21 protein-coding genes and 1 tRNA gene are annotated in these 25,948 nt (G+C 66.2%); 13 read left to right on the forward strand and 9 right to left on the reverse strand.

Annotated elements, in window-relative coordinates:
- Positions 1-23: 23 nt before the first annotated feature.
- The 4 genes from VGN66_RS09555 (at position 24) to VGN66_RS09570 (ending at position 5,397) form a co-directional block, all read left to right on the forward strand.
- Positions 24-2,090, forward strand: a complete 2,067-nt coding sequence (locus VGN66_RS09555; protein ID WP_327518598.1) for a glycoside hydrolase family 97 protein — start codon at positions 24-26, stop codon at positions 2,088-2,090.
- A 78-nt stretch (positions 2,091-2,168) separates the two neighbouring features.
- Entirely contained in the window at positions 2,169-2,636 is a 468-nt protein-coding gene (locus VGN66_RS09560) for a (2Fe-2S)-binding protein (RefSeq protein WP_327518599.1), read from the forward strand.
- On the forward strand, positions 2,633-4,774 hold the full coding sequence (locus VGN66_RS09565; protein WP_327518600.1) for a xanthine dehydrogenase family protein molybdopterin-binding subunit: 2,142 nt from the start codon (positions 2,633-2,635) through the stop codon (positions 4,772-4,774). The genes VGN66_RS09560 and VGN66_RS09565 overlap by 4 nt, the downstream gene beginning before the upstream one ends.
- Entirely contained in the window at positions 4,771-5,397 is a 627-nt protein-coding gene (locus tag VGN66_RS09570) for an Isoquinoline 1-oxidoreductase subunit (RefSeq protein ID WP_327518601.1), read from the forward strand. The genes VGN66_RS09565 and VGN66_RS09570 overlap by 4 nt, the downstream gene beginning before the upstream one ends.
- A gap of 155 nt (positions 5,398-5,552) precedes the next feature.
- Here the strand turns inward: VGN66_RS09570 and VGN66_RS09575 are convergent, their stop codons facing one another.
- The gene (locus VGN66_RS09575; protein WP_327518602.1) at positions 5,553-6,065 is read right to left on the reverse strand and encodes a rhodanese-like domain-containing protein; all 513 of its coding nucleotides are present in this window, start codon (positions 6,063-6,065) and stop codon (positions 5,553-5,555) included.
- A 117-nt stretch (positions 6,066-6,182) separates the two neighbouring features.
- Here VGN66_RS09575 and VGN66_RS09580 point away from each other — a divergent pair, with 117 nt between their 5' ends.
- On the forward strand, positions 6,183-7,595 hold the full coding sequence (locus VGN66_RS09580) for an amino acid permease (protein WP_327518603.1): 1,413 nt from the start codon (positions 6,183-6,185) through the stop codon (positions 7,593-7,595).
- Positions 7,592-8,458, forward strand: a complete 867-nt coding sequence (locus VGN66_RS09585; protein WP_327518604.1) for an S-methyl-5'-thioadenosine phosphorylase — start codon at positions 7,592-7,594, stop codon at positions 8,456-8,458. The genes VGN66_RS09580 and VGN66_RS09585 overlap by 4 nt, the downstream gene beginning before the upstream one ends.
- Here the strand turns inward: VGN66_RS09585 and VGN66_RS09590 are convergent.
- The 6 genes from VGN66_RS09590 to VGN66_RS09615 all read right to left on the reverse strand — a co-directional run bounded on the left by VGN66_RS09590 (position 8,455) and on the right by VGN66_RS09615 (position 15,721).
- Positions 8,455-11,028 (reverse strand): HWE histidine kinase domain-containing protein, encoded by a 2,574-nt coding sequence (locus tag VGN66_RS09590; RefSeq protein WP_327519360.1) that lies wholly within the window; start codon positions 11,026-11,028, stop codon positions 8,455-8,457. The genes VGN66_RS09585 and VGN66_RS09590 overlap by 4 nt on opposite strands.
- Positions 11,003-11,560: a biliverdin-producing heme oxygenase gene (locus tag VGN66_RS09595; protein WP_327518605.1), complete on the reverse strand. Its 558-nt coding sequence runs from the start codon at positions 11,558-11,560 to the stop codon at positions 11,003-11,005. Before VGN66_RS09595 ends, VGN66_RS09590 begins: the two co-directional genes overlap by 26 nt.
- 74 nt (positions 11,561-11,634) lie before the next feature.
- Positions 11,635-13,440: a diguanylate cyclase gene (locus VGN66_RS09600; protein WP_327518606.1), complete on the reverse strand. Its 1,806-nt coding sequence runs from the start codon at positions 13,438-13,440 to the stop codon at positions 11,635-11,637.
- 60 nt (positions 13,441-13,500) lie between these two features.
- The gene (locus VGN66_RS09605; protein WP_327518607.1) at positions 13,501-13,701 is read right to left on the reverse strand and encodes a DUF1289 domain-containing protein; all 201 of its coding nucleotides are present in this window, start codon (positions 13,699-13,701) and stop codon (positions 13,501-13,503) included.
- Positions 13,698-15,155 carry a DEAD/DEAH box helicase gene (locus VGN66_RS09610; RefSeq protein WP_327518608.1) on the reverse strand — a complete coding sequence of 486 codons (1,458 nt, stop codon included), beginning with the start codon at positions 15,153-15,155 and terminating at the stop codon, positions 13,698-13,700. Before VGN66_RS09610 ends, VGN66_RS09605 begins: the two co-directional genes overlap by 4 nt.
- Positions 15,156-15,244: 89 nt before the next feature.
- A complete protein-coding gene (locus VGN66_RS09615; protein WP_327518609.1) occupies positions 15,245-15,721 on the reverse strand; it encodes a hypothetical protein in 477 nt (158 codons plus the stop codon).
- 81 nt (positions 15,722-15,802) lie between these two features.
- Between VGN66_RS09615 and VGN66_RS09620 the strand changes: the two genes are divergently transcribed.
- Both VGN66_RS09620 and VGN66_RS09625 read left to right on the forward strand, forming a co-directional pair.
- A complete protein-coding gene (locus VGN66_RS09620) occupies positions 15,803-17,263 on the forward strand; it encodes an FAD-binding oxidoreductase (protein WP_327518610.1) in 1,461 nt (486 codons plus the stop codon).
- A 30-nt stretch (positions 17,264-17,293) separates the two neighbouring features.
- On the forward strand, positions 17,294-18,076 hold the full coding sequence (locus VGN66_RS09625) for a SapC family protein (RefSeq protein ID WP_327518611.1): 783 nt from the start codon (positions 17,294-17,296) through the stop codon (positions 18,074-18,076).
- Positions 18,077-18,480: 404 nt separating this feature from the next.
- On the opposite strand, the gene VGN66_RS09630 is transcribed toward VGN66_RS09625, so the two are convergent.
- On the reverse strand, positions 18,481-19,320 hold the full coding sequence (locus tag VGN66_RS09630; RefSeq protein ID WP_327518612.1) for an N-formylglutamate amidohydrolase: 840 nt from the start codon (positions 19,318-19,320) through the stop codon (positions 18,481-18,483).
- 150 nt (positions 19,321-19,470) lie between these two features.
- Here VGN66_RS09630 and cpdR point away from each other — a divergent pair, with 150 nt between their 5' ends.
- From cpdR to VGN66_RS09655, 5 genes are all read left to right on the forward strand, one after another.
- Entirely contained in the window at positions 19,471-19,848 is a 378-nt protein-coding gene (cpdR, locus tag VGN66_RS09635; protein WP_327518613.1) for a cell cycle two-component system response regulator CpdR, read from the forward strand.
- A 70-nt stretch (positions 19,849-19,918) separates the two neighbouring features.
- Positions 19,919-19,993: transfer RNA gene (locus VGN66_RS09640), tRNA-Val, on the forward strand.
- A 135-nt stretch (positions 19,994-20,128) separates the two neighbouring features.
- Positions 20,129-20,302, forward strand: coding sequence for a hypothetical protein (locus VGN66_RS09645; RefSeq protein WP_327518614.1), 174 nt, complete (start codon positions 20,129-20,131; stop codon positions 20,300-20,302).
- Positions 20,303-20,393: 91 nt separating this feature from the next.
- Positions 20,394-21,227 (forward strand): acylglycerol kinase family protein, encoded by an 834-nt coding sequence (locus VGN66_RS09650; protein ID WP_327518615.1) that lies wholly within the window; start codon positions 20,394-20,396, stop codon positions 21,225-21,227.
- On the forward strand, positions 21,224-21,967 hold the full coding sequence (locus tag VGN66_RS09655) for a metallophosphoesterase family protein (RefSeq protein WP_327518616.1): 744 nt from the start codon (positions 21,224-21,226) through the stop codon (positions 21,965-21,967). The genes VGN66_RS09650 and VGN66_RS09655 overlap by 4 nt, the downstream gene beginning before the upstream one ends.
- 540 nt (positions 21,968-22,507) lie before the next feature.
- On the opposite strand, the gene VGN66_RS09660 is transcribed toward VGN66_RS09655, so the two are convergent.
- Positions 22,508-25,831 carry a S8 family serine peptidase gene (locus VGN66_RS09660; protein WP_327518617.1) on the reverse strand — a complete coding sequence of 1,108 codons (3,324 nt, stop codon included), beginning with the start codon at positions 25,829-25,831 and terminating at the stop codon, positions 22,508-22,510.
- Positions 25,832-25,948 lie beyond the last annotated feature (117 nt).

Here is a 25,948-nt window from a genome sequence, read left to right on the forward strand (position 1 = left end):
GGCGTCGCCGACAGGAGAGTGTAATGCGTGGAACCTTGGCCCTGACAGCGTTGACGCTGCCCTTGCTGGCGCTGGCCAGCCCGGCGCTGGCGCAGGATGTCGCGCAGGCGACGACGGCAAAGGCGGGCGGCGCGACGGCAGCCTCGCCCGATGGCAGCATCCGCGTCACCGTCACCACCGACGGCGACGGGCGCCCCTATTACAGCGTCACCCGCAACGGAAAGCCGCTGATCCTGCAATCGCGCATGGGCTTCATGCTCGGCGACGCGCCCAAGCTGGAGCGCGGCTTTGCGATTCTGAGCCAAAGCGTGACCAGCGCGGATTCGACCTGGGAACAGCCCTGGGGCGAGTGGCAGAGCGTGCGCGATCGCCACACCCAGCTGCGCGTGCGACTGAAGGAAACGACCGCGCTCGGCCGGGTGATGGATGTGGTGTTTCGCGTGTTCGATGACGGCTTCGGCTTTCGCTACGAACTGCCGGCACCAGCCGATGGCAAGCCGACGCGGATCATCGAGGAGCTGACCGAATTTTCGCTGGCGAGCGATGGCACGGCCTGGTGGACCCCGGCGGGTGAGTGGAATCGTTACGAATATCCCTACAACAAGACGCCGGTCAGCAGCATGACCCAGGCGCATACCCCGGTGACGATGAAGCTGGCCGACGGCACGCATGTCGCGTTCCATGAGGCGGCGTTGGTGGACTATGCCGGCATGTGGCTGCGCCGGGTCGAGGGTACGCGCTTCCGCGCCGCACTGTCGCCGTCGTCGCAGGGGGCGGCGGTGGTGCGTGAGGGGGCATTCACCACGCCGTGGCGGACGCTGCGCGTCGCCGACAGCGCGGCGAAGCTGTACATGTCGCAGCTCGAGCTCAACCTCAACGAACCCAACAAGCTGGGCGATGTCAGCTGGTTCAAACCCAGCAAATATGTCGGCGTGTGGTGGGAAATGCACCTCGACGCCGCGACCTGGGGCACCGGCGAACGGCTGGGGGCGAAGACCGAGAATGTGAAGCGCTACATCGACTTCGCGGCACAGAACGGCTTCCGCGGCGTGCTGGTCGAAGGGTGGAATGTCGGCTGGGACGGCAACTGGTTCGACAATGGCGATGGCTGGGACTTCGACAAGCCGGTGGCGCAGTTCGATATGGCGGCTCTGTCGGCCTATGCGAAGAAGAAGGGCGTGCACATCGTCGGCCATCACGAAACCGGCGGTGGTGCGGGACAGTATGAGGCGCAGTCCGACGACGCCTATCGCTATGCCGCTGCCAACGGGATCGAGGTGGTGAAGACCGGCTACGTCACCGATGCCGGACAGATCGATCGCGTCTGGGCCGCTGGTCGGATGACGCAGGAATGGCATGACGGCCAGTACATGTCGCGCCACCACCTCAACATCGTCCGGACTGCGGCCAAGTACAAGGTTGCGGTCAACCCGCACGAGCCGATCAAGGATACGGGGCTCCGCCGCACCTATCCCAATTGGGTCAGCCGCGAGGGTGCGCGTGGGCAGGAATACAACGCCTGGGGCGAGCCGAAGAACCCTCCCGAGCATGAGGCGAACCTGTTCTTCACGCGGATGCTCGCCGGCCCGTTCGACTTCACGCCCGGCGTGCTGAGCCTCACGGGCAAGGGCGGCACGCCGTTCATGTCGACGCTGGCCAAGCAGTTGGCGCAGTACATCGTGCTCTATTCGCCGATCCAGATGGCCGCCGACCTGCCCGAGAATTACGCGAAACATCCGGGTGCGTTTCAGTTCATCAAGGATGTCGCGGTCGACTGGACCGACACGCGCGTGCTGAATGGTGAGGTGGGTGAATATGTCACCGTGGTGCGCAAGGCGAAGGGGACCGGCGAGTGGTTCCTGGGCGCGGTGACCGACGGCACGGCGCGGACGACGCAGGTGAAGCTCGACTTCCTCGATCCGGGCAAGAGCTATGAGGCGCAGATCTATCGCGACGGCGAGGGCGCGGATTATCGCACCGACCAGCGCCATGCGATCGTGATCGAGAGGAAGCGGGTGAATGCTGGCGATGACCTGTCGATCTGGATGGGGCCGGGCGGAGGCGCGGCGGTGCGCTTCGTCGCGAAATAACAGGTCACAAGCGAAATAATTTCATTTCGCGAACGGCCGGTGGTGGCCTAGCGTGCGCATCAGACAGGAGGCGCAACGATGGCCACCACCTTCCAATTGAACGGCAAACCCGAAGTCTTTGACGGCGATCCCGAAACGCCGCTGCTGTGGGTGTTGCGCGACCATCTCGGGCTGACGGGCACCAAATATGGCTGCGGCGTCGCGCAGTGCGGGGCGTGCACCGTGCATCTCGACGGCAAGAACCGGCGGTCGTGCGTGACCCCGGTCGGCATGGTCGCGGGCAAGAGCGTGACGACGATCGAGGGCGCGAGCGGCAAGGTCGCCGACGCGGTCAAGGCCGCCTGGGTCCAGATCGACGTGCCACAATGCGGATTTTGCCAGTCGGGACAGGTGATGTCGGCGATCGGCCTGCTCACCGCCAAGCCAAGGCCGACCGACAAGGACATCGATGCGGCGATGGCGGGCAATCTGTGCCGCTGCGCGACCTATGTCCGCATCCGCCAGGCGATCAAGGACGCCGCGGGCGTGAAGGGAGAACGGGCATGAACGCGCTTGCCAATCGCCGCGCCTTCCTGACCGGAAGCGCCGCGCTCACCATCGGGTTCACATTGCCAGCCAAGGCAGCAAAGGCGCAGGCGGCGGCTGCGATGCTCGCCCCCAATGCGTTCGTGCGCATCGGCAGCGACAGCCGGATCACGATCATCGCGAAGCATGTCGAGTTCGGCCAGGGGCCGGCGACCGGGGTTGCGACGATCATCGCCGACGAGCTGGACGCCGCCTGGGATCAGGTGAGTGTCGTGTTCGCCCCTGCCAATGACCCGCTCTACAAGAACCTCGCCTTCGGGACGATGGGCGTCGGCGGATCGACCGCGATGCGCGAAAGCTGGGACCAGATGCGCATGGCGGGCGCGGCTGCGCGCGCGATGCTGGTCGAGGCGGCGGCGAAGCGCTGGGGCGTTGCGCCGGGTGCGGTCGCAATCTCGAAGGGCGTGGTGAGCGCCGGGAACCGCAAGGCAAGCTTCGGCGAACTCGTGGAGGATGCGGCAAAGCTGCCCGTGCCGCAAAAGCCGGTGCCCAAGACTCCGGACCGCTATGTCTATATCGGCAAGCATGTGGCGAAGGTCGACAGCAAGGCCAAGACCGACGGGTCGGCGGTATTCACGCAGGATGTCCGCCTGCCCGGAATGGTCCATGCCGCCGTGCGCCGTCCGCCCGCATTCGGCGCGACCGTCAAGAAGGTCGAGGATGGCGCCGCGCGCGCGATCCCCGGCGTGCTCGACATCAAACCGATCCCGAGCGGGGTTGCTGTCTATGCCCGCGACACCTGGACCGCGCAGCGTGGGGCGGCGGCGCTCGAGGTCGACTGGGATATGGCGAAAGCGGAGACGCGATCCTCGGATCAGATGCTCGCCGAATATAGTGCCGCCGCGCGCACGCCGGGCCGACAGGTCGAGGCTGCCGGCGATGCCGCTGCGGCGCTAGCCCGCGCGGCCAAGACGATCGATGCGACCTATTACTTCCCGTTCCTCGCCCATGCGCCGATGGAAACGATGGACTATGTCATCGAGAAGAAGGGTGAGGGGATTTCGGTCCATGCCGGCAGCCAGTTCCAGGTCGGCGAGATGGGCGCGATGTGCGGCGTCGCCGGGGTGCCATTCGACAAGAGCGCGCTGGTCCAGCATTTCGCCGGGGGCAGCTTCGGCCGCCGCGCGACCCCGGTAATGTTCGACGGAACCGAAGCGGCGGCGTGCGCCCGCGCCTATGGCTTTGCCGCGCCGGTGAAGGTGGTGGCGAGCCGCGAGAATGACCTGACCGGCGGCTTTTACCGCCCGATGACGGTGCATCGCGTGCGCGCGGGCGTCGATGCCAGCGGCGCGATCAGCGGCTGGGATCAGGTCTGCGCCGCCAAGTCGATCATGAAGGACACGCCGTTCGAGCCGATGGGCATCCGCGACGGCATCGACGGTAACATGATCGAAGGCGCGAACGACGCCAACCAGTACAAGATCGGCGATTTCCGGCTGGGTCAGCATCTGATGAAGGGCGGGGTGCCGGTGCTGTGGTGGCGATCGGTCGGCCACACGCACACCGCCTTCGTCAAGGAAACGATGATCGACGAGCTGCTCGAACTGGGCGGCAAGGATCTGGTCGCGGGGCGTATGGAGCTGCTCAAGCACGACCGCGCCAAGGCGGTGCTGGTGAGGGTCGCGGAGATGGCGGCGTTCGGCAAACCTGCCAAAAAGGGCCGGGCCAAGGGCATTGCGGTGCATGAGAGCTTCGACAGCTTCGTGGCGCAGGTCGCCGAGGTGTCGAAGGGGCCGGACGGCCTGCCCAAGGTGCACAAGGTTTGGTGCGCGGTCGATTGCGGCATTGCGGTCAACCCCGACATCATCCGCGCGCAGATGGAGGGCGGCATCGGCTATGGCCTCGGTCACGCGCTCTATGCCGAACTGACTTTGGGTGAGGGCGGCGTGGTGCAGCAGACCAATTTCGACAGCTATCGCTCGCTGCGGATCGGCGAGATGCCCGATGTTGAAGTGGCGATCATTCCCTCGACCGAACGTCCGAGCGGCGTTGGTGAGCCGGGACTGCCGCCCATCGCGCCGGCGGTCGCCAATGCCTGGCGCAAGCTGACCGGCAAGGCGGTGCGCCGCCTGCCCTTCGCGCATGGAGACAATGCATGAGCGTGCAACGTTACGGCCTGATCGCGCTGGGCCTAGCCGCCGTCGCGTTGCCCGCCGCCGTCGTGGCATCGAGCCAGTCGGCAGCGCCTGTCGGACTGAAGCCGGTCGCGGCCTTCGCGACGATCGCCGACCCGGCGGCGCGATCGGCGGCGCTCTTCACCGAAATGGGCAAGGTGCTAACCCACCCGCGCTGCATCAACTGCCACCCGCGCACCGACAGCCCGTTGCAGGGCGACGACATGCGTTTCCACATGCCCCCGGTCGAACGCGGACCGGGAGGGATGGGGATTGCCGGGATGGAGTGTTCGACCTGTCACGGCCCGCGCAATGTCGCGTTCGCCGATGGCAAGGGCAGCATTCCGGGCCATCCGCTGTGGCACCTCGCGCCGAAATCGATGGCGTGGGAGGGCAAGTCGCTGCGCGAGATTTGCGAACAGTTGAAGGACCGCAAGCGCAATGGCGGCAAGACGCTGGCGCAGATCCACGAACACAATGCGAGCGACACGCTGGTCGGCTGGGGCTGGAACCCCGGGCCGGGGCGGACGCCAGCACCGGGGACGCAGGCCGAGTTCGGCGCGTTGACCAAGGCGTGGATCGACAGTGGGGCGAAGTGCCCGGCCTGATTGCGTAGCCTGATCCTATTATAACTCCGCTCGTCACCGCGGCCCTGTGCCGGGGTCCACTGTGCCTCGCTTCCCGCGCAAGCGCCTCTTGCTTTGCGCCTCGCCTCCCGGGGGACCCCGGCACAACGCCGGGGTGACGAGGGGGTGTCGGGGGTTTAGGTCCGCACCCACTCCACCTTGGGATCGTTGAAGTCGATCAAGTCGGCCAATTCCCAGACGTTCGCATAGCCATAGCCGACCAGGTTGATGAACGTCTGGATGTTCAGCGCGAGCGGGGCGGCTTTGATCGGCACCGGGCGGCGGCGGTTCGAGAAATTGTTGTTGCAGTAGATCAGGATCATCCGCTTGCGGTCGCGCCCGATCAGGTCGTCGAGCGACTCCGCGTTGAAATCGGGCAGCGGTAAATTGACCGCGCCCCTGATATGCCCTTCCCGAAACGCCGTTTCCGAGCGTGCGTCGAGCAGCAGCGTGTCGTCCGATGCGGCCAGTTCCTTGAATCGCGCAAAGGGCAAAAGCCGGCGAGCGCGCAACTGGCGCACATCGCCGGTCAGCCGTTCGAACCCGCCATAATCGATCTGGGGATTGGGCTCCTTGGACAGCTTTTGCTGCGCCAGCGCCGGCGCAGCTGCAGTCGCGCCAAGCGTGGTGAGGAACAGGCGGCGCTGCATCGGTCGAACCCTCCAGTCTGCGTCCGAAACGATGCGCGTGATCGCATGTCGCGGGCATGAACCGTTGACCTGCGCGCGCGTCCGTCGCACCCCTTGGGCATAGACAGGGGGGATCGCATGGCCGACGGTTTGTTTCGTACAAAGGGCGTGAAGGGCGCGGATGAGCACGCGCCCGAACATCGGCTGGCCGCGACCCTGTCCTGGCCACATCTGATTGCGCTGGGCGTGGGCGCAATTGTCGGCACCGGCATCCTGACGCTGATCGGCGTCGGCGCGGGCAAGGCCGGGCCGGCGGTGATCCTGTCGTTCGTCATCGCCGGCGCGATCTGCGCCGCCGCCGCGCTCGCCTATGCCGAGATGTCGACGATGATGCCGGCGTCGGGCAGCGCCTATAGCTACAGCTATGCCGTGCTGGGCGAGATCATTGCCTGGATCGTCGGCTGGTCATTGATCCTTGAATATTCGCTGGTGGTCAGCGCGGTCGCGGTCGGCTGGTCGGGCTATGCCGCGCCGCTGCTGCAATCCTGGGCGGGGGTGCCGATGGACCTGATGCAGGGGCCGCATGCGGGCGGCATCGTCAATATCCCCGCCATCGTCATCATTGCGATCGTCGCGGGGCTGTTGTGCCTCGGCACGCGGGAAAGTGCGACGCTCAACGCGGGCCTCGTCATCGTGAAGATCGTTGCGCTCGCTGTGTTCGTTGCAGTCGCGCTGCCCTATTTCAACGGCGCGAATTTCGAGCCGTTCGCGCCGTTCGGCTTTGCCAAGAGCGTGTCGGCGGATGGCGTGGAGCGCGGGGTGATGGCGGCTGCGGCGATCATCTTCTTCGCCTTTTACGGCTTCGACGCGATCTCGACCGCGGCGGAGGAAACCAAGAATCCGGGCCGCGATCTCGCCATCGGCATTGTCGGATCGATGGTCGCCTGTGTCGCCATCTACATGCTCGTGGCGGTCGCCGCAGTCGGCGCCTTGTCGTACACCCGGTTCGCCGACAGCCCCGAGCCGCTGGCGCTGATCCTTCGTGAACTGGGACGGCCGGGCTTTGCCACCTTCCTCGCGGTATCGGCGATCATCGCGTTGCCGACGGTGCTGCTGGGTTTCCTGTTCGGGCAGAGCCGCATCTTCTTCACGATGGCGCGTGATGGGATGCTGCCGATCGCGCTCGCCAAGGTCTCGTCGCGTGGCGCGCCGGTGCGGATTACGATCTTCACCGCGATGATCGTCAGCGTGATCGCCGGGCTGCTGCCGATCGAGGAGATTGCGGCGCTGGCCAATGCCGGGACGCTGGTCGCGTTTTCCGCAGTCGCGATCTGCATGATGGTACTGCGCCGCCGTGCGCCCGAAGCGCCGCGCATGTTCCGCACGCCTTTGTGGTGGCTCGTCGGGGCGATCGCGGTATTCGGCTGCATCTATCTGTTCTTCAGCCTGCCGGCCACGACCCAGCTCTATTTCCTGTATTGGAACGTGCTCGGGGTTGTCATCTACTTCGCCTATGCGCGGCCCAAAGTGAGCAAACAGGGGCTGGTATGAGCGGTTGGCATATCGGGGTTATCGGCGGATCGGGTCTCTACGACGTCGCGGGAATTGAAGATGGCCAATGGGTCGAAGTGGACTCGCCCTGGGGTGAACCCTCTGACGCGATCTTTAGCGGGCGGCTGGGGCATGTGCGCGTGTCGTTCCTGCCCCGCCATGGCCGCGGACACCGGGTCAGCCCATCCGAGCTGAACGCGCGCGCCAATATCGATTGCCTCAAGCGGCTGGGCGTCACCGATGTGCTGTCGGTATCGTCGGTCGGCGGGTTGCAGGAGGCGCGTGCGCCGGGGACGTTCACGATCGTCGACCAGTTTATCGACCGGACCAAGGGGCGGCCGTCGAGCTTTTTCGGCACCGGCATGGTCGCACATGTCTCGATGGCCGATCCGGTGTGCCCGCGCCTGTCGGCGTTCGCCGGGGACGCGGCGGAGGCGGCGGGCGCCACCGTCCATCGTGGGGGCACCTGCCTCGTGATGGAGGGGCCGCAATTCTCGACCCGCGCGGAGAGCCATCTCTATCGCAGCTGGGGCTGCGACGTGATCGGTATGACCGCGATGCCCGAGGCGAAGCTGGCGCGCGAGGCGGAACTGCCGTTCGCGATGGTGGCAATGGTCACCGACTATGATTGCTGGCGCGAGGAAGAGGCTGCGGTCGATGTCGCGCAGGTGATCGCGCAGTTGGGGGCCAATGCCACCAAGGCGCGGGCGATGGTGCTGAACCTGCTGCGCGCGCTGCCGGCGGAGCGGGTGGCGTCGCCGATCGACACTTGCCTCGACACCGCGCTGATCACTGCGCCTTCAGCACGCGACCCGCATCTTCTCGCAAAGCTCGACGCGGTGGCGGGGCGGGTGCTGGGCTAACCCAGCATGTCCGCCAGCGCGCGGGCGACATTCTCCATCGTATAGGGCTTCTGCACCACCGGCCGGCCGCGATGCTGATCCGGGAACTGCGCCTGCTCGCCATAGCCGGTCGCGAACATGAACGGGATGCGCCGTTCGAACAGCGCATCGGCGATCGGGAAGCTGGTCGTGCTCCCCAGATTGATGTCGAGGATCGCCACCGTCGGCGGCTGGGCCGCGATCAGGTCGAGCGCGGCATCGACCGACGCCGCCGTCGTCACGTCGGTGGCGCCGAGCCGTGTCGCAATATCCTCGGCATCGAGCGCGATGATCAGGCTGTCCTCGACCAGCAGCAGCCGCTGGCCATTGAGCAGATCTGCAGGCGGCTCTTCGCGCTGCCCATGCGCCGCGCGCGGGAAGCGGATCAGCGGCGCACCGCCCTCGCGCGGCTTGGACACATGGCGCGCGGGGATGCAGAAATCGGCCTCGAACCCCGTCTCGACATAGCGCGCCAGTGCTTCGCCGCCGAGATCATAGGGCACCGACCGCTCGATGATCGTCGTGCCAAAGCCCTTGCGCGACGGCGGCTTGACCGGCGGGCCGTCGATATCGCGCCAATGCAGCAACAGGTCGCCGCGCGCATTGCACTCCCAACTGAGCTTCACCGTGCCGCCCGCAACCGACAGGCTGCCATATTTGCTCGAATTGGTGACCAGTTCGTGCAGCACCAGCGCCATGGTGGAATAGGCCTGCGGGTTGAGCATCACCGGCTCGCCCTCGCTCAGGATACGGTCGCCCTCTTCGACAAAGGCGGCGGCTTCGGCGTCGATCAGCGCCTGGAGCCAGGCTGGACCCCAATGATCCTCGGTAATCTGGTTGTGCGCGCGCGCGAGGGCATGGATGCGGCCATCGACGACCTTCACGAAGTCGCGGACGGCCGCTTCTTCGGGCTGGGCCTGACGGATCAGGCCACGGATCAGGCCCAGGATGTTGCGGACGCGATGGTTGAGCTCGGCGATCAGGACTTCCTGACGCGCGCCGGCGCGCTGACGCTCGGCCGATGCTTCGTCCGCAAGGCGCAGCACGACCTCGATCAATGTGGCGCGCAGCGTTTCGGCGACGCGTAGTTCGGATGCGGTGAACGGGCGTGAGCGGCCGCGGACCAGCTCCTTCCACTCATTGAAGCTCTCGCGGGGGCTCAGGCGCGGGCCGTTGGGGCCGTACGCGACCGGCTTGTGCGGATCGCCCGCCCAGCGGATCGAACGGATCAGTTCGGTGCGGAACAGCACGACATAGTCGCGCGGCGAGCGCGAGATCGGGATCGCGAGCAGCCCGGCCGCGCTGCCGGCGAACGGCTCGGCATCGACGATCAGCGACCCGATATTGTCGGTCGCGAACACCTTGCCTGCTGCGGTCGCGTTGAGCGCGCGCACGATCCGGCGGAAATCGTCGGTTGGCGGGGTGACGCCGGAAAAGGCGTAGCTGCCGTTAAGCCACACGCCCACCCCATCGGCGGGGATCGCGTTGGTGAGGATATCGGCGAGCCAGTCGGGATCGCGCAGCAGGGTTTCGTCCGACGCGACCGCACCGAGCAGCTGGTCGGAAATGTCGCGGGCGCGCCGCTCGAACTCCACCGTCTGCTGCCGCTCACGGCTTTCGAGTCGCATCGAAAACATCTGCGCGAACAGTTCGGAGATCGAGCGCCGCTCGAAGCTGGGGTGGCGCGGGGCATAATGGTGGCAGGCGAACAGGCCCCACAACTTGCCATCGACGATGATCGAGATCGACATCGACGCATCCACGCCCATGTTGCGCAGATATTCGATATGGATCGGCGACACCGAGCGCAGCAGCGACAGCGACAGATCGAGCGGCTCGCCCTTTTCATCCAGCGCAGGGACGATCGGGACGGGGGTCGCGTTCACGTCTGCGATCACCCGCAACAGCGAGCGGGTGTAGAGGACACGGGCCTGCGCCGGAATGTCGCTGGCCGGATAGTGCAGGCCAAGGAAGCTGCCGATGCCCGGCTTGCTTGCTTCCGCGACAACCTCGCCCGATCCGTCGGTGGCGAAGCGATAGACCATGACACGATCATAGCCGGTCAGCGCGCGCACCTGACGCGCACCTTCGCGGTAGAAGGACAGCATGTCGGCGCACTGGTCGAGCCGCGCGATCATCGAGCGCACCATGCCGGTGACGTCACCGACCTCGCCGGTCGATCGCTGCCCCTCGATCACGATCTGCCCACCCGACAGGTGGATCGCCAGATCGAAATTGCCCGCGCCGGGGGTGAGTTCGGTGTCGAACATCCGCTCGACCGAATCGGGGCCGCGCAGCAGTGCGGTTCGGTTGCGCAGGTCGTGGATCACCGGGGCGGGCAGAAACTCGGCGAGCGGATGGCCGACGATCTGCTCGGGATAGAAATCCAGATATTCGGGCAGGTTGGCCGACCCGCGCGCGACGATCCAGTCGGCGGTCAGCGCGATCAGGAAACCGATCGGCTGGATTGCGCCGAGGATGTGGATGGGCTCGCGATCACAATTGGTGAGATCGACGGGGTTCGGATCATTCAACGACGGGCATCCTTCCATGCTGGCGCGCGCTTCGCCAGAACAGGTCGAACACGGCACGGGCAGCGCTGATCGCCGCGTCACGCTGTGCTTCAGTTTCAAGGGTCCGGTCCAGAACCTCGATCAAGCTGCGCCAGCGCTTCGGCGCAGCGGGGCAACGAATGAACCGGGCGGGAAGGTCCATGGGAACGTTTCGCGCAAGTAACGCCCCGCCGAGCCGCGACCCTTCCAGCACGTAAACCGCGCCCAGCGCAGCGGCTGCGTCGGTCAGTGCAAACGGCTCGGGCGCGGGGGGCGTGGCTTCCAGATCGGTGAGATCCTGCACGATCAGCCCTGCACGCCGCCGCTCGGGCCAGTCCGGCAGCACCGCACTCGGATCGAACGCATCGATCGCGGCTTCGACGGTAATCAGCGGCAGTGCCTGCGCGCGCAGAAAGGCACGATAGCCATCCCGATCGGCCAGATCGAACCCGCCAAATGCCGTATCGACCCGTTCATGCTCGGGCGCGGTCGCGGTGCGCAACAGGCTCCGGGCAGGCGGGGGGCTGGTCATTCCCCAACCTTGTGGCGAAACCGCCGATCCGCAACAAGTCATTGTTTCCCCGGTGGAATGACCTTCCGGAGCATTCAGGCGGCGTGACGGTGTCGCGGTTTTGCGATCTCCACGCGGTTGCGGCCATGCTGTTTGGCGCGCAACAGCGCCGCATCGGCGGTCGCGATCAACTGGTCGGCGGCGACATGGTCGGGCGCTGCGGCCAGACCGATCGAAATCGTCACCGGGCCGACCAATTTGCCATCATGCCGAACTTCCAGTTCGGCGACGCGTGCGCGGATCCGCTCCGCGCGCTCGGCGGCGTGGTCGGCGTCGATCGGGAGCAGGATGGTGAACTCCTCCCCACCATAGCGGAACGCGTCACCCACGCCGCGCGTGCCGTCAGCCAGCACCTTGCCCACTGCGCGAAGCACCGCGTCGCCCGCATCATGGCCGTGCGTGTCGTTGAACCGCTTGAAATGATCGACGTCGATCATCAGGCAGCTCAGCGGAGCATTGTTCGGGACTGACGTCGCGAGCAGCGCCGCCAGCCGCTCCTCGAGCTGCCGGCGGTTGGATAGCCCGGTCAGCGCGTCCACCATCGCCATCGCGCGCAATGCTTCACGCAGCCGCAAATTGGCGAGGGCGAGGCCGATATTCTCCGCGAGCATGTACAGATAGGGTGCGGGCATCGCGACGTCGGAGGCGGGTTCGCCCTGGCGCGGCTCAAGGTACAGCAGCCCCAGTATCTCGCCATGCGCGGTCAGCGGCAGGCACAGGGTGTCGCCTGGCGGGTCCTGATTACCGGCCAGATGCAGGCACGGCACATCGATTGCGTCACCCGCGGGGCGATGCGGCTGTCCGCGCCGTAGCGCCCAGCAGGCCGATGCGGGAAAGCCGTCGTGCGAACCGAGCGGGGCGAGCCATTCGCATGCCGCGCGAAGCTCGCCCGCGGCCGTGTCCATCAAGTAGAGCCGACCGGCGAAATCCGGCGCAATTTCCGGCGCGAATCGTAGGGCAACGCCGATCAGGCCGTCGAGGTCATCGCACCCCTGCATCCGCTGGGTCATGCGCGCCAGCGTGTCGCGTACCGCCAGATCGCGATCACGCTCGGCCTCTAGCCGCAGGCGCTCGAGGCCATTGGCGCGGAAAATGTGGATCGCCTGCGCCATGTCGCCGATCTCGTCGATCTGGTCGATCTGTGGCGGGATGGCCGAAAAGTCCTGCGCGGCGAGCCGGGTGACGACATCGCTCAATCGCACCACCGGGCGCAGCACACGCCGCTTGAAGATGAAATAGAGCACGGCAAGAAACAGCAATGCGGTGGTCGCCAGCACGATTTCGGACACGGTGCGCCATAGCCGCGCGAACCGCGTGGCGGTTTCGATCTGGCTGGCGGTGCGGGTCTCGATCTGCATTTCGAACCGCTCGAGTACGGTCTTGGCCCGGTCGAGCTCGCGTTGATGTGCCTCGCCGAACAGGATGCGTTGCGCGGCTTCCCGATCGCCCCGGCGATAAGCGAGGATCGCCGCGCGCTGCTGGTCACCCATCGTCTGCGACCAGCGGATCGCTTCGCGCAGCGTGCGCAATTCGTTGGGCAGGGCGCCCGCCTTTGCAAGCGGCGCAATCCCCGCCTCGACATCGCTCAGCGCCCTCCCGGTGCGGTAATGCAGGATGCGATAGACCGGGTCGCCGGTAACGACGAACTGCCGCGCATGATCGGCCGACAGGAACATATTCTTGCCGAGCTCGGTCGTTGCCCGTTGCAACGCATGGCGGTCCGCGACGGCGGCACGCTCCCGCTCATGGGCATCGGATGCCAGCAACATCGTCACGCCCGAGGTAAGCGTCAGGACAAGCGTGGCCCCATAGGCCCAGTTGGTAATCGTCGCGAGGCGCATACCGCCCTATAGAGGGCCGGGGTCAGGTCTGGGTCGCTGGGTGCCAAAAGGACAGGGTGTTCAGCGCGCCGCGATGCGCCGAAGGATCGCGCTACGACGTGCGTCGCTGGCAACCGACCATTCCGCAATCTCGTCGAGCGTGCGCAGACAGCCTTCGCAAACATCGTCATCGCGCATGCGGCAAACGCCGATGCACGGACTGGCAACGCCGGGGACCGGGGTGAAGGCGAGGAAATCATCCTCGTCCTCAGACCCGGTCACGCGGGAATCGTGAAATTCAGGAAGTCGGGGATCGGCCCGTTCCAGCCGCCATCGTCCTTGCCGTCCGGGCCATCGTCGCGACCCTCATAACGGCGGTCGCGGCGGGGGCGTTCGTCGCGGCGCGCGTCGCGGGGACGGTCATCGCGAGGACGGTCGTCACGCGGGCGCTCATCGCGGGGCAGTGCCTCGCGCGGGCGATCCTCACGGGGCTTTTCTTCGCGGGGCTGCTCGTCGCGCGGCTTGGCTTCGCGGGGCGGAGCCTCGACGGCTGCGTCCTTCGCCGGCTTGGCCTTGCGGCCACGCGGCTTCTTCGCCTCTTCAGGCTCACCTGCCGGAATTTCGCCGATCCGCTCGATCTTCTGCCCCTGCAGCTTCTCGATATTCTCGATCGCTTCGGCATCGGCGCTGGTCACCAGCGTGTAGGCGGTGCCGGTCGCCCCCGCGCGACCGGTGCGGCCGATGCGGTGGACATAATCGTCCGGGTGCCAGGGCGCGTCGAAGTTGAAGACGTGGCTCACGCCCTTGATGTCCAGCCCGCGCGCGGCGACGTCGGACGCGACCAGGATGTTGACGTCGCCCGCCTTGAACCGGTCGAGCTCGGCGATGCGCGACGACTGGTCCATGTCGCCATGGATCTCCGCCGAGCGATAGCCGTGCTGCTTGAGGCTCTTGTTGAGCTCACGCACCGTCGTCTTGCGGTTGCAGAAGATGATCGCGGTGCGCACATCTTCACGCTCGAGCAGGCGGCGAACCGCTTCGCGCTTGGCGGCGGCGCTGTTGCTGACGGGTACGAGCCGCTGGGTGATGTTCAGATTGGTGCTGGCGGGCCGAGCGACTTCGATCGTCTTCGGGTTCGACAGGAACTTGTCGGCCAGCTTCTTGATCGGCGGCGGCATCGTTGCCGAGAACAGCAGCGTCTGGCGGTTCGCGGGCAGCTTGGTGCAGATTTCCTCGATATCGGGAATGAACCCCATGTCGAGCATCCGGTCCGCCTCGTCGATCACCAGCAGGTTGCAGTCGTTCAGCATGATCTTGCCACGACCGAACAGGTCCATCAGCCGGCCCGGCGTAGCGATGAGGACGTCGACGCCCTTTTCCAGCGCCTTGACCTGATCGCCCATCTGAACGCCACCGATCAGCAGCGCCATGCTGAGCTTGTGATAGGTGCCGTATTTCTCGAAATTCTCGGCCACCTGCGCCGCGAGTTCGCGGGTCGGCTCAAGGATCAGACTGCGCGGCATCCGCGCGCGGCTGCGCCCTTCGGCCAGCACATCGATCATCGGGAGCACGAAACTCGCGGTTTTGCCCGTCCCGGTCTGGGCAATGCCGATCAGGTCGCGCATCATCAGCACCGACGGGATCGCCTGGCGCTGAATAGGGGTGGGTTCGGAATAGCCGGCCTCAGTAACGGCCTTCAGCAATTCGTCAGAGAGGCCGAGATCGGCAAAGCTCATTCAGATGTCCGGAAAAACGGGGGCTCGCCCCTCAAAGTAAACACAGGCGCTCTCCGGGAAAGCGCGCAAAAAGTCAAGGTAAACGCTGATCAGCGTTCGGGCGTCAGCGCGCGGAACGACCGAATCCGACATTCGCCGCCCGCCCGCGAGCGGAACACGTCGCGCTTGGCGCAGACTTTTCCGTCCTTGTTGGGCTTTACATAGAAGCCGGCATAGAAATCGAGCGCGGGGCATTCGCTGCCCAGCTTGGCCCGCACGCGTCGGCCCCCCGACAGGACTAGATCCACGCTATCCGACCGGATGATCGCCGCACCCGACAGCGCGTCGGCGCTGACGCAATCGTCGGTGCGCTTTTCGACCCAGGCGATCGGCGGCAGCGGCGCAGGGGGCGGGGCGGCCATGCGGCGCACCGGATCGGGGCGCGGCACGCGGATCACGATATGTTGCTGGATCCGCACCTGCGCGAGGCGGGTGGACGCGCCTGCCGACGGCTGCACCGTGCCCTGCCCCGAGGCTCCGAGGGGCAGCAGCAGCGCAGCAGACAGGGACGCGATCAACAGCTTCACCATTACATGATGCCCTATACGCGCCGCTCTTGAACAGTGGATGAATTGCCCCGCGCCGTCCCATCATGGTAGCGCGCCGCCATGACCGCGCCCGATCCCGCCGCCGCCCTGTCCGCTCTCGCCGCCGCCGTCGCGCAACGAATCGGTGCGGACGCGGTGGTGACCGATTCGGATGCGATCGCACCCTGGCTGACCGATTGGCGCGGGCGCTACCATGGCGCATCGGCGCTGCTGCTCCAGCCGCGATCGACGCAAGATGTCGCCGCGCTCGTCGCGCTCGCCGCTGCGCATGGCGTGCCGCTGGTGCCGCAGGGTGGCAATACATCGATGGTCGGCGGTGCGACTCCGCCTGCCGATGGCACTGCCGCGATCCTGTCGCTGCGGCGGATGAATGCGATTCGCCGGGTCGATGCCGATGCAGGGCTTGCGATAGCGGAGGCCGGAGTGATCCTGTCCGATCTGCACGATGCCGCGCTGGCGCGGGGGCGCCGCTTCCCGCTGACCTTGGGGGCAAAGGGCAGCGCGACGATCGGCGGCCTGGTGTCGACCAATGCCGGCGGGACTCAGGTGCTGCGCTTCGGGACGATGCGCGCATTGGTGCTGGGGGTCGAAGCGGTGCTGCCCGATGGCAGCATCCATGACGGGCTTGCCCCGCTCAAGAAAGACAATCGCGGCTATGACCTCAACCAGTTGCTGGTCGGGGCGGAGGGCACGCTGGGCGTGATCACCGCCGCGACGCTGAAACTGGTCCCCGCCGTGGCTGCGCGCGCGGTCGGCTGGGTCGGGGTCGAATCGCCGCACGCCGCGCTCGAGCTGCTGCGGCTGTGCGAAGCCGCGACCGATTCGATCGAGAGTTTCGAGATCGTGCCCGCGCATTCGCTGGCGCTGGTGCTCGAGCACATCCCCGGCACGCGCGATCCGCTGGCGGGGCCGCATCCCTGGCATGTGCTGATCGAATCGGTGGCGAGCGACACCGGTGCGGAGGCGCCGGCACAAATCCTCGAGCGGCTGCTCGCGGCGGGTCTGGAGCGCGGCCTGATTCGCGATGCGGCGATTGCGGCGAGCGAGGCGCAGGCCGAAGCGCTGTGGAAGCTGCGCGATTCGATTTCGGAAGCCGAGCGCGCGAGCGGACCCGCGCTGCAGCACGACATTTCGGTCCCGGTCGCGGCGATGCCCGACTTCATGATCGACGGCGCGGCGGCGGTCGAGGTGGCCTTCCCCGGTACCAGCGCGGGCGCGTTCGGGCATCTGGGTGACGGCAATGTCCATTTCCATGTGCGTGCACCGGCAGGGGCCGATCGCGGCTGGGTCGCGGAGAATTCGGCGCGAATCAGTCCGTTCGTCCACGATCTGGTGGTCGCCGCGGGCGGATCGATCTCGGCGGAGCATGGGATTGGCCAGATGAAGCGCGACGAACTGGCGCGGCTGTCATCGCCCGCGCGCATGCACGCGCTCGCCGCAATCAAGCGCGCATTCGATCCCGACAATCTGTTCAATCCGGGGAAACTGGTTACGCTTGCACCCGCGCGCGCCGACCAATAGACCGCGCACACCTAAATCCAGGAGAATTTCATGGCCAGCGCGCCGCAAGCACAGGGTCTTCCCGTTTTCTATAACGACCTTCTCCCGCTCTCGAGCGAGATGCATGGCAATTTCCGTATTCGTCCGGCCACCACTGCGCCGTTTGTGGGCAAGCAGCACGCGGTGCCGCTGACCGTCGAAGAATTCCCGCTGGTTCAGCGGTATATGCCGATCGTGTTTTCGGCGGGTGACGAGCCGGTGCCGTTGGCGCTGATGGGCCTGAACGAAGGCGTCAACGTCTTCTTCGACACCGATGGCAAGCCGCGCGGGACCGAGCCGATGTACATCCCGGCCTATATCCGTCGCTATCCGTTCCTGCTCGCCCGGCTGCGTCCGGATTCGGAAGAGCTGTCGCTGTGCTTCGATCCGAGCACCGATTCGATCGGCGCGTTCGATGAGGGCGATGCCCTGTTTGAGGACGGCAAGCCGACCGAGCTGGTCCAGCAGATCCTGAAGTTCAACGAGGAGTTTGAGATCGCGGGTCAGAAGACCGGCGCGTTCCTCAAGGAGCTGAACGACATGGGCCTGTTGATGGATGGCGAAGTCGCGATCCAGCCGGATGGCGCTGCTCAGCCCTATATCTATCGCGGCTTCCGCATGGTCGATGAGGCGAAGCTCAACGAGCTGCGCGGCGACCAGCTGCGCAAGATTCAGCAGAACGGCATGCTGCCGCTGATCTACGCCCACCTCTTCTCGCTCGGCTTGGTCCGCGAGATTTTCGGTCGCCAGATGGCGCTGGGCGCCGTCGCGCCGCAGATCGCTCCGGCCGTCTGACCTATTCGCTCCGGAGCCGCTCAGCCGGCTCCGGAGGTGAACCCAAGGTCAGTTTCAGCTTCGCTGAATCGGCACCGGCCCGCTCCCCCACCCGGCCACCCATAGAATACACTGTCGTTGGGTGGCCGGGTGGGGGAGCGGGCCGGTGCCGCCTAACTGAAAGCACTCCAGCCGATCTCGGCTGGAAATGACGGGGCTGGCCCCGCCGCAACCCTCCACTCGTCGCATTTTGAACTGTGGCCTTGAAGCCACGGTCAAGCGTAACTATAAAGTTTGTAGCGCGGTTTCGTGTCCCCCCTTTCGCGGACCCGCGCGGCACGCCCTTGGGCGTGTCTCCTCCCTGAACCTAGGCCGCCCGGTGGTAACACCGGGCGGTTTTTTTATGCGTGAAGCGAATCCGGGGCTTACTGCGCAGCGTCGGCGAGCGGGAGCGCCTCATCGGCGACCGCATCGATGATTGCGCGTAGCAGGCGTGCTGTCTCTTCCAAACCCGGTCCCGGCTGATCGCGGCGGCGGTCGAGATACAGGCTGCGGTCGAACTCCAGCTGGATCGCGTGGATGTTGCCCGCCGGATCTGCGTGGCGCTCGAGCACATGGCCGCCGGCATAGGGCGTATTGAGCGCGCTGCGCACCCGCGCGGCATGCGCGATGCCCTCGATCCGTGCGACGAAGCGGGCGGCGCTCGACCGGCCGAAGCGATCACCGATGACCAGGCGCGCCGCGCCGACGCCGAGCGGGGGCATCGAGTGGACGTCGATCAGCACCGCGACACCGAACCGCGCCCGCGCCGCCGCCAAGGCATCGGCTACTGCCGCGTGATAGGGGCGGTGATCCTGCTCGATCCGCGCCCGCACCTCCTCTGCGGCGAAGCGGCGGCGCCACAGCTCGGCTCCCCCCGCGCGGCGCGGGATGAGGCCGAGCCCGCTACGCAGCTTGAGCGACTGTGCCGCCTCGGGCACCGGGTCAGCACCTTCGTCGATCCGGTGGTCGCGCTCATGCTCGGCGCGGTTGAGATCGATCCAGGCACGCGGCCGCGTCGCGACCAGCGTGGTTTCGATCCCCCGCGCCGCCAGCGCCAGCGTATCGGCGTGGCGGTCCTCGAGCGGGAGCAGGCTGTGCAGCGGCACGCGGAGCGCCGCCCGCAGCGGCAGAGGATAATCGCGCCCGGCATGTGGAACCGACAGCACGATCGGCGAGGCCGGAAGCTCTGGCCCGTGGCGATGAAAGGGCGGTGGCACGCTCACCTGCCAAACCCTATGCTCCGATGCGCGTCATCGCAACGTCCGGCTGACCGAACCAGACATGGCCGGGGTCGCATGGCTGGAATTTCTTAAGGGCTTCGCGCATAGTATCGTGGTGAGCAGGCGCAGGCATCGGCCGCGGGCGAGGGGTGAATGATCAGGATTTTGTTGGCCGAAGACGATCAGGTGATGCGCGAATATCTGTCGCGCGCGCTCGAAAAGTCCGGCTATGCCGTCACCGCGGTCGACCGCGGCACCGCCGCGCTCCCGCTGATCGAGACCGAACGGTTCGATCTGCTGCTCAGCGACATCGTGATGCCGGAGATGGACGGGATCGAGCTGGCGCAACGCGCCGCCGAGATCGCGCCCGACATGCGCATCATGTTCATCACCGGATTCGCCGCCGTCACGCTGAAGGCAGGCAAGCAGGTGCCGCAGGCACGCGTGCTGTCCAAGCCATTTCACCTGCGCGATTTGGTGCTGGAAGTTGACCGATTGTTCGAGATGGAGCAGGTGCCGAGCTCTAATTGAAATCAGGTGCTTGCAAGGGGAGACGACCCCCGCTAAAGCGCCGCTTCCCGAGATTCGCCGCAAGGCGAGTGGGCGTGTAGCTCAGTGGTAGAGCACTGTGTTGACATCGCAGGGGTCGCAAGTTCAATCCTTGCCACGCCCACCATTATAGGCCCGCCAGCTCATTGAGTTGGCGGGCCTTTTTTGATTCTGGCCCCGCCGGACAATGCGACGAGCCGAGGACCGTTTTGCGCTCCCCATCGGTTGAGCTTCCATGAGTGGGCGATTCCAGGAGAGTGACATGAACGAGCGTCAGCAGGACCAGACCCCAGGCGGCCAGCAGAACCAGCAGGGCAACCAGAATGTCGATCGGCAGCAGAATCAGCAGCCGCGCGAGCAGCGGGACCCGCAGGGCGACCGCGCGCCGGACGAGCAGAACGACAATGACGGAGCGGACGCTGGTCAGCAGGGCTGAGCAGGTCGTTCCACTACCGGAAGGGGCCGCACGCGCGGCCCCTTTTTTGTGCGCGACGCGAAACAATCCGCCCGTCATGCGTTGGCGCGGCATGGAACGTCTGTGGTTCATTACCAATCCGCAATCCGGCTCGGCCACGCAGGAGAAGTGCGCAGCGCTGGAGGCGGTGTTCGACGAGCGCGGCCTTACGCTGGCTGGGCGCACCCGCTTTCCCGACGATGCTATTCCCGATCCCGCAGCGCTCGACGTCGCCAATATCGATACGGTGGTGCTGTTCGCGGGCGACGGGACGATCAATGCGGCGCTGTGCGCGCTGGCCGGGTGGGATGGCGCATTCCTGATCCTGCCCGGGGGCACGATGAACATGCTGGCCAAGGCGCTGCACGGCGACGCTGATCCGGCGGCGATCGTCCATGCCGCCCATCGCGCGGCGCGCCGGGTGGCGATGCCCTATGTCGAGGCAGGGCCGCACCGTGCCTTTGTCGGCCTGATCCTTGGTCCGGCGGCGCATTGGGGCCGGGCGCGTGAGGCTGCCCGCGCCGGGCGGCTGGCGCGGATGTTCGGTGCCGTGCGCAACGCGTGGCGGCGCACCTTTGGCCGGGGGCTCAGGGTCCGCGGAGTGCCGGGCATGGACGCACGCTATCAGGCGATCTTCGTCGCGCCGACCGATACCGGGCTGCGCGTCGATGCGATTGATGCGCGCGACTGGGGCGCGATTGCGGAACTTGGCTGGTCGTGGCTGACCGGCGATTGGGTCGCCGCGCGTGCGGTGACTCAACGCCGGGCGCAGCAAATCGCGCCGTTCAGCAGCCGCCCGGTGCTCGCGTTGTTCGACGGTGAGCCGGTGACGCTGGAGGCGGGGACCATCGTGGGCAGCGGGACCACCGCGCCGGTGTTCCTATCCACGCGGGAGACGATGGCATGATCCGGCTGTTCCATGTCAGCGACATTCATTTCGGCGCCGAAGACCGCGCCGCACTCGACTGGTTTGCCGATCGTGTCGCCGAGGAGCAGCCCGATGCGGTGATCGTCACCGGCGACCTGACGATGCGCGCGCGCCAGCACGAGTTCGCTGCGGCGCAGGAGTGGCTCGAATCGCTCGGACGACCGATCACGGTCGAGGTCGGCAATCACGACCTGCCTTACTTCAACCCCTGGGCGCGGTTCGTGACGCCCTATCGCCGGTTTCAGGCGCTGGAGCGGATGATCGAGCGCCCGCTCGACCTGCGCGGCGTGTCGATCGTGCCGCTCAAGACGACGGCGCGCGCTCAACTCCGGCTCAACTGGTCGAAAGGCTATGTCAGCGGGCGGGCGATCAACCGAACACTCAGTCAGGTCGCCGATGCACCGGACGGGCATGTCGTGCTGGTCGCCTGCCACCATCCGCTGGTCGAGGCGGGGACGCGGAGTACATCGAATACGCGCGGCGGGCGTGCGGCGCTGGAGGCGCTGGCACAAGCGGGTGTGCATGGCGTGCTGACCGGCCATGTGCATGATCCGTTCGACGTCCGGCATGTCGTGGAGGAGCGCGAGATCAGGTTGATCGGCGCTGGCACGCTGTCGGAGCGCGTTCGGGACAGTGCGCCTTCGTTCAATGAACTGCGCCTCGGTGTAGGGATCGAGACGATAGCGCGGCACATGGGGGCTCCAGACTTGCCCCTGTGACGGCGGCTGGTGACGGCTAGTACTACCGGGCTGCAGGGTCCCTAAGCTGTGGCGTGCCTCCGCCGCGGATTAGGCGTCCATGCAACGGACGCCGCGCCCCGGCCAGCGCGCCGAGCGCGCGCGCCCGGGCGCAAGGCGAAAGCCGGAGCAGCATCTCGCGATCACGCTCTGACAGCGCGTAGATCCGCCATCCTCTTGTGACCATGCAGGAATCGACAGAGTCCAAAGGGCCAGTATCGCGCGAAAATGACTCGGGCTCGGCGGGCGTGAGCGGCGCTGTCGTCTCGGCAGATCCCATGGGCGCAGTAGTGATCAACCGGCAACGCGTGATCTCGGCCGTCCGCATCGCATCCGTCGAGCCGGCTCGATTGTAGAAGAATGTCGGTAGCGTATCGGGCGCCGATTCGGTCGGCAGCGCCATTTGCAGAACCAGGAAGGGCAGCAAAGCCGGCACGCGATAAGCCCCCCCCCTCAGATGCCACGCGCGTCGGTCACGGCGCAGCCGGATCCGGGGCGGCGCGAGCCGCCCCGGTCCATGTGTCAGAACGCGACCTTCAGGCCGGCCCGATAGGAACTGTTGCGAACGTCGGAGCGGGCCACGGTGACGTCTGCTGCGACCGAAAACGTGACATTGCCTGTCCGATAGGCAAACCCACCGCCCAGTTCGCCCCAGTTGCGATCCTGCGATGCGACCAGGAATGGTGCGCGTGTCGCGTTGCCGGCAGCGAAGCCGGCATTGAAATAGCCGGGCTGTTCGACAAAATCATGAACCAGATAAGCCGAGGCAAATGGGCGGAAGGCACTCGCACCCCCGTCAAGCTGCAGTCCGGCCCGTCCCTGTACGCTATCGACATTGTCCCCATCGAGGAACAGCGCGGGGCCAGTGCCGGTTTCGACTGTCGGCGTCAGTCCGATGCGGCTCGCGCGGAGGGCGACGCGTGGACCGAACCGCAGCTTCTCGCTGCCGGCCCAATAGTTCACGCCCAGTTCGCTCGACAGCGCCAGTGCATTGTCGCGGCCGCGCAGGTCAAAGCTGGTGCCCGCGAAGCTGCCGGTACGATGGGTGGCCGACTGATACACGCCGGCGCTCACCTGAGCATCGACCGAGATGCCCAGCGTCGCACCGTGCCGCCCGTACAGCGTGCCCTGGATCAATTCACCCTTGGCCGACTGACCGAATGTCCGCTCCCCTTCGATACTCGAATAGGAGAGGCCAAACCCCAGCGCGACGGTGTCGCTGACCCGCGCTTCCAGCCCGCCGACGATGTAGAAGCCGTCGAATGAGTCACGATCGCCAGCTGGCGTGGTGCCGGGCATCGCCGCACCAGAGCCTTTGAGATAGCCGCCGGCGAGATAGGCGGCGACGTTCTCCGGCAACGCACCTTCACGAACCATCGCCGCCGGTGAATCGGCCACGACCTCATTCTGGCCCGGCAGGGCGATTGCGTTCGCTGCGAACTCGATTGGCTTACCGATCATTGTGAGCGCCCCGCCTTCGAACGTCGAAGCGGACATCATCGACGTGCGATCCCGGAAGAAGCGCGCCATGTTGTCGGTCGCGGTGACACCAATCGCGCGGCGCGTCGTTTCGGCGCGCGGGGCGATCGCTTCGAGCGAGCCCTGGATGGTGGCTGCACTCTGCAGGTCGAGGGCATCGTAGATGCCCGTGAGCGTCGAATAGCTCGACCGGTTGCCATCGAGCAGGCGGGCATAGGACGTCTGGACCGGCGTGCTCGCGACAACGCCCGCATATGGCCGTGCGGCGACCGTGGCACGCACCGCATTGGTGCTGTAGCTCACCTGCGGGAAGAGGATCGCGCTGAAGGACGTGGCGGTCCCGAAGGTGCCGGTCACTTCGCCCGTGGCGGTCAGAACGGTGTAGCTGTCGCCGAACCGCGGCAGACGGCCAACCGGCCGCAGCGTGATCGTCCCGCCGCCCAGGGTGGCGGTGGCGGCGGCAATCCGGTCGGATGTCCCGCTGGCGCCGATATCCACGACAAACTGGCTGCCGGAAGCGAGCGTCACCGCGCCGCCGACGGTCAGGGTTCCGATGGCGCCCACGCTGCCTGGCGACACAATGCCGCCCGACTGTGCGGTCAGCGACGTCAGCGTGCCGTTGCCGCCGAGGGTCCCGCCCGATGCAACGGTGAGACCCGACCGGGTCAGGCTGCCGTTTACAGTAAGGGTGCCCTGGTCCACGCGCGTCGCGCCGCTGTAGCTGTTGACGCCGGCCAAGATCAGCTCGCCGCCCCCACGCTTAACAATGCCGCCAATATCATCGGGGAAACCTGCCAGCACTTCCGGCGCGTAGCGATCCCGGGCGTCCTGGATATTGTTGCTCCAGATATCGATGGTCCCCATCGAGACATTGACGTCGCGCGTCTGGCGCAGTGCGGTCGGGCCGGCCAGCGCAACATCCATCTGCGGCGCACCCCAACCGGAGCGTAGATCGACGCCAGCGGTATCGAGATCCCTGGAGCTGGAAAGCAGGATGTCCGCGATCAGGCCGGTGTTATAGTCCGGGAAGAACTCCATCAGCACCGCAGCAAAGCCCGAAATGTTCGGGGCCGCCATCGACGTGCCGGTCAGCGCTCCATAACCGGGACCAGTGAAGGTCACGAAATCGGGAAGTTTAGTGGTAAGCAGCGCGTCGGCCTGAACCAGCACCGCTGCCGAGAAGTCGCGCCCCAGTATCGCAACGTTCCCGGGCGCGGTCAGGATGTTTGCCAGCACGCTGGTGTATCCGTTCAGGTCTCCGCCGATAAACCGGCTACCGTAAGCGAGCGTGATCGCAACCGCCTGTTGCGCAGCATTGGCATACTCGGCTGCCTCGTCGAACGGGAGGCCGCCGAGCTCGGCCGCGGCGCGACGCGACAGGTAGCCATTGAGTACGGTCAACCAGGCATTGGTCGCGGCGTTCTGCAACTGGCCGAGCGATCCCGCAGAGTAGATGGCGGGATAAGCCGCCCGGTAGGTGTCGCGAATCGCGACTGTGTTGACCGTATAGGTGTTGATACCGGAAACCACTGAGCTGCCCGGGCCAGCGGCACACCAGGTCGCGGTCTGACCACACAAGCTCGTCGACGCAGCCGCTGTGCCGTTTGCCTGATAATTAGCGATTGAAAGCCAGTTCGAGCGAAGACGAAGGTCGTTCAGGGGGGTTACGGCATCGATGCTGGCGTGCACGCCCGAGCCGTTGCCGGCGGAGAAGACCACCAGAACGTCGTTGGCGAGAACCGGATCATAAAAGCCGTTCAGCACCTGGCGGAACTGCGCCCGCGCAGTTGCCATCGAGGCCGTGTACGGCAGCGACGTATTCGACCCCCAGCTATTGTTGATGATTCGAACCCTGCCGGTGCGCGCCAGATCGACAATATTCTGCTGGGCGGTCGCAACCGTCGTGCCGTCAAGGATTTGATCCTTCCACCACAGGAAGTCACCAGCGGAAAAGTTTGTCGTCGCCGAAAGGATGTTGGCGCCGAACGCGTTCCCGAACATCACGCCGTTCGCGCTACGCCCGCCAGCTGCCGTGCCGGCGACATGGGTGCCGTGAATTTCCCAGGGACGGCGCGGGTTCACCTTACCGTCATTGCCGTAGGTATCGGGAACGACGGTACGGATCCCTGAGATCTTTCCTGCGCCGCTGAACAGCGGATGCTCGAGCAAAACGCCCGAATCGTTGATGCCGATCGTCTGGCCGCGACCGGAAAGGCCCAACGCATAGGCATGCTCCATGCCCAGAAAAGCCTTGGTATAATCGACCGCAAACTGTGCGTCGTTGCGCCATGAGGCGATCGCCGCGGCATAGTCGGTCGTACGCTGGCCATTCGCCAGATAATAGCCGCCGCTCGGCGCGGGTGGCACCGCCGCGATCGTTGATGCCGCCGAAATGGCGCTAGTGGACACGCCGGAATCGCCCGGCTGCGGGGCAGCGCCGAGCGTCGAAATCCGGAACGTCTCCGGCGATTCCTCGACAAGGTC

The sequence above is a fragment of the Sphingomonas sp. genome (genome assembly GCF_035998645.1).
Lineage (GTDB): Bacteria > Pseudomonadota > Alphaproteobacteria > Sphingomonadales > Sphingomonadaceae > Sphingomonas.

Excerpts from the sequence above, each read along its gene's own strand:
- VGN66_RS09555 (WP_327518598.1), top strand. The coding sequence starts at position 24 with ATGCGTGGAACCTTGGCCCTGACAGCGTTGACGCTGCCCTTGCTGGCG.
- VGN66_RS09560 (WP_327518599.1), top strand. The coding sequence starts at position 2,169 with ATGGCCACCACCTTCCAATTGAACGGCAAACCCGAAGTCTTTGACGGC.
- VGN66_RS09565 (WP_327518600.1), top strand. The coding sequence starts at position 2,633 with ATGAACGCGCTTGCCAATCGCCGCGCCTTCCTGACCGGAAGCGCCGCG.
- VGN66_RS09570 (WP_327518601.1), top strand. The coding sequence starts at position 4,771 with ATGAGCGTGCAACGTTACGGCCTGATCGCGCTGGGCCTAGCCGCCGTC.
- VGN66_RS09575 (WP_327518602.1), bottom strand. The coding sequence starts at position 6,065 with ATGCAGCGCCGCCTGTTCCTCACCACGCTTGGCGCGACTGCAGCTGCG.
- VGN66_RS09580 (WP_327518603.1), top strand. The coding sequence starts at position 6,183 with ATGGCCGACGGTTTGTTTCGTACAAAGGGCGTGAAGGGCGCGGATGAG.
- VGN66_RS09585 (WP_327518604.1), top strand. The coding sequence starts at position 7,592 with ATGAGCGGTTGGCATATCGGGGTTATCGGCGGATCGGGTCTCTACGAC.
- VGN66_RS09590 (WP_327519360.1), bottom strand. The coding sequence starts at position 11,028 with ATGGAAGGATGCCCGTCGTTGAATGATCCGAACCCCGTCGATCTCACC.
- VGN66_RS09595 (WP_327518605.1), bottom strand. The coding sequence starts at position 11,560 with ATGACCAGCCCCCCGCCTGCCCGGAGCCTGTTGCGCACCGCGACCGCG.
- VGN66_RS09600 (WP_327518606.1), bottom strand. The coding sequence starts at position 13,440 with ATGCGCCTCGCGACGATTACCAACTGGGCCTATGGGGCCACGCTTGTC.
- VGN66_RS09610 (WP_327518608.1), bottom strand. The coding sequence starts at position 15,155 with ATGAGCTTTGCCGATCTCGGCCTCTCTGACGAATTGCTGAAGGCCGTT.
- VGN66_RS09620 (WP_327518610.1), top strand. The coding sequence starts at position 15,803 with ATGACCGCGCCCGATCCCGCCGCCGCCCTGTCCGCTCTCGCCGCCGCC.
- VGN66_RS09625 (WP_327518611.1), top strand. The coding sequence starts at position 17,294 with ATGGCCAGCGCGCCGCAAGCACAGGGTCTTCCCGTTTTCTATAACGAC.
- cpdR (WP_327518613.1), top strand. The coding sequence starts at position 19,471 with ATGATCAGGATTTTGTTGGCCGAAGACGATCAGGTGATGCGCGAATAT.
- VGN66_RS09645 (WP_327518614.1), top strand. The coding sequence starts at position 20,129 with ATGAACGAGCGTCAGCAGGACCAGACCCCAGGCGGCCAGCAGAACCAG.
- VGN66_RS09650 (WP_327518615.1), top strand. The coding sequence starts at position 20,394 with ATGGAACGTCTGTGGTTCATTACCAATCCGCAATCCGGCTCGGCCACG.
- VGN66_RS09655 (WP_327518616.1), top strand. The coding sequence starts at position 21,224 with ATGATCCGGCTGTTCCATGTCAGCGACATTCATTTCGGCGCCGAAGAC.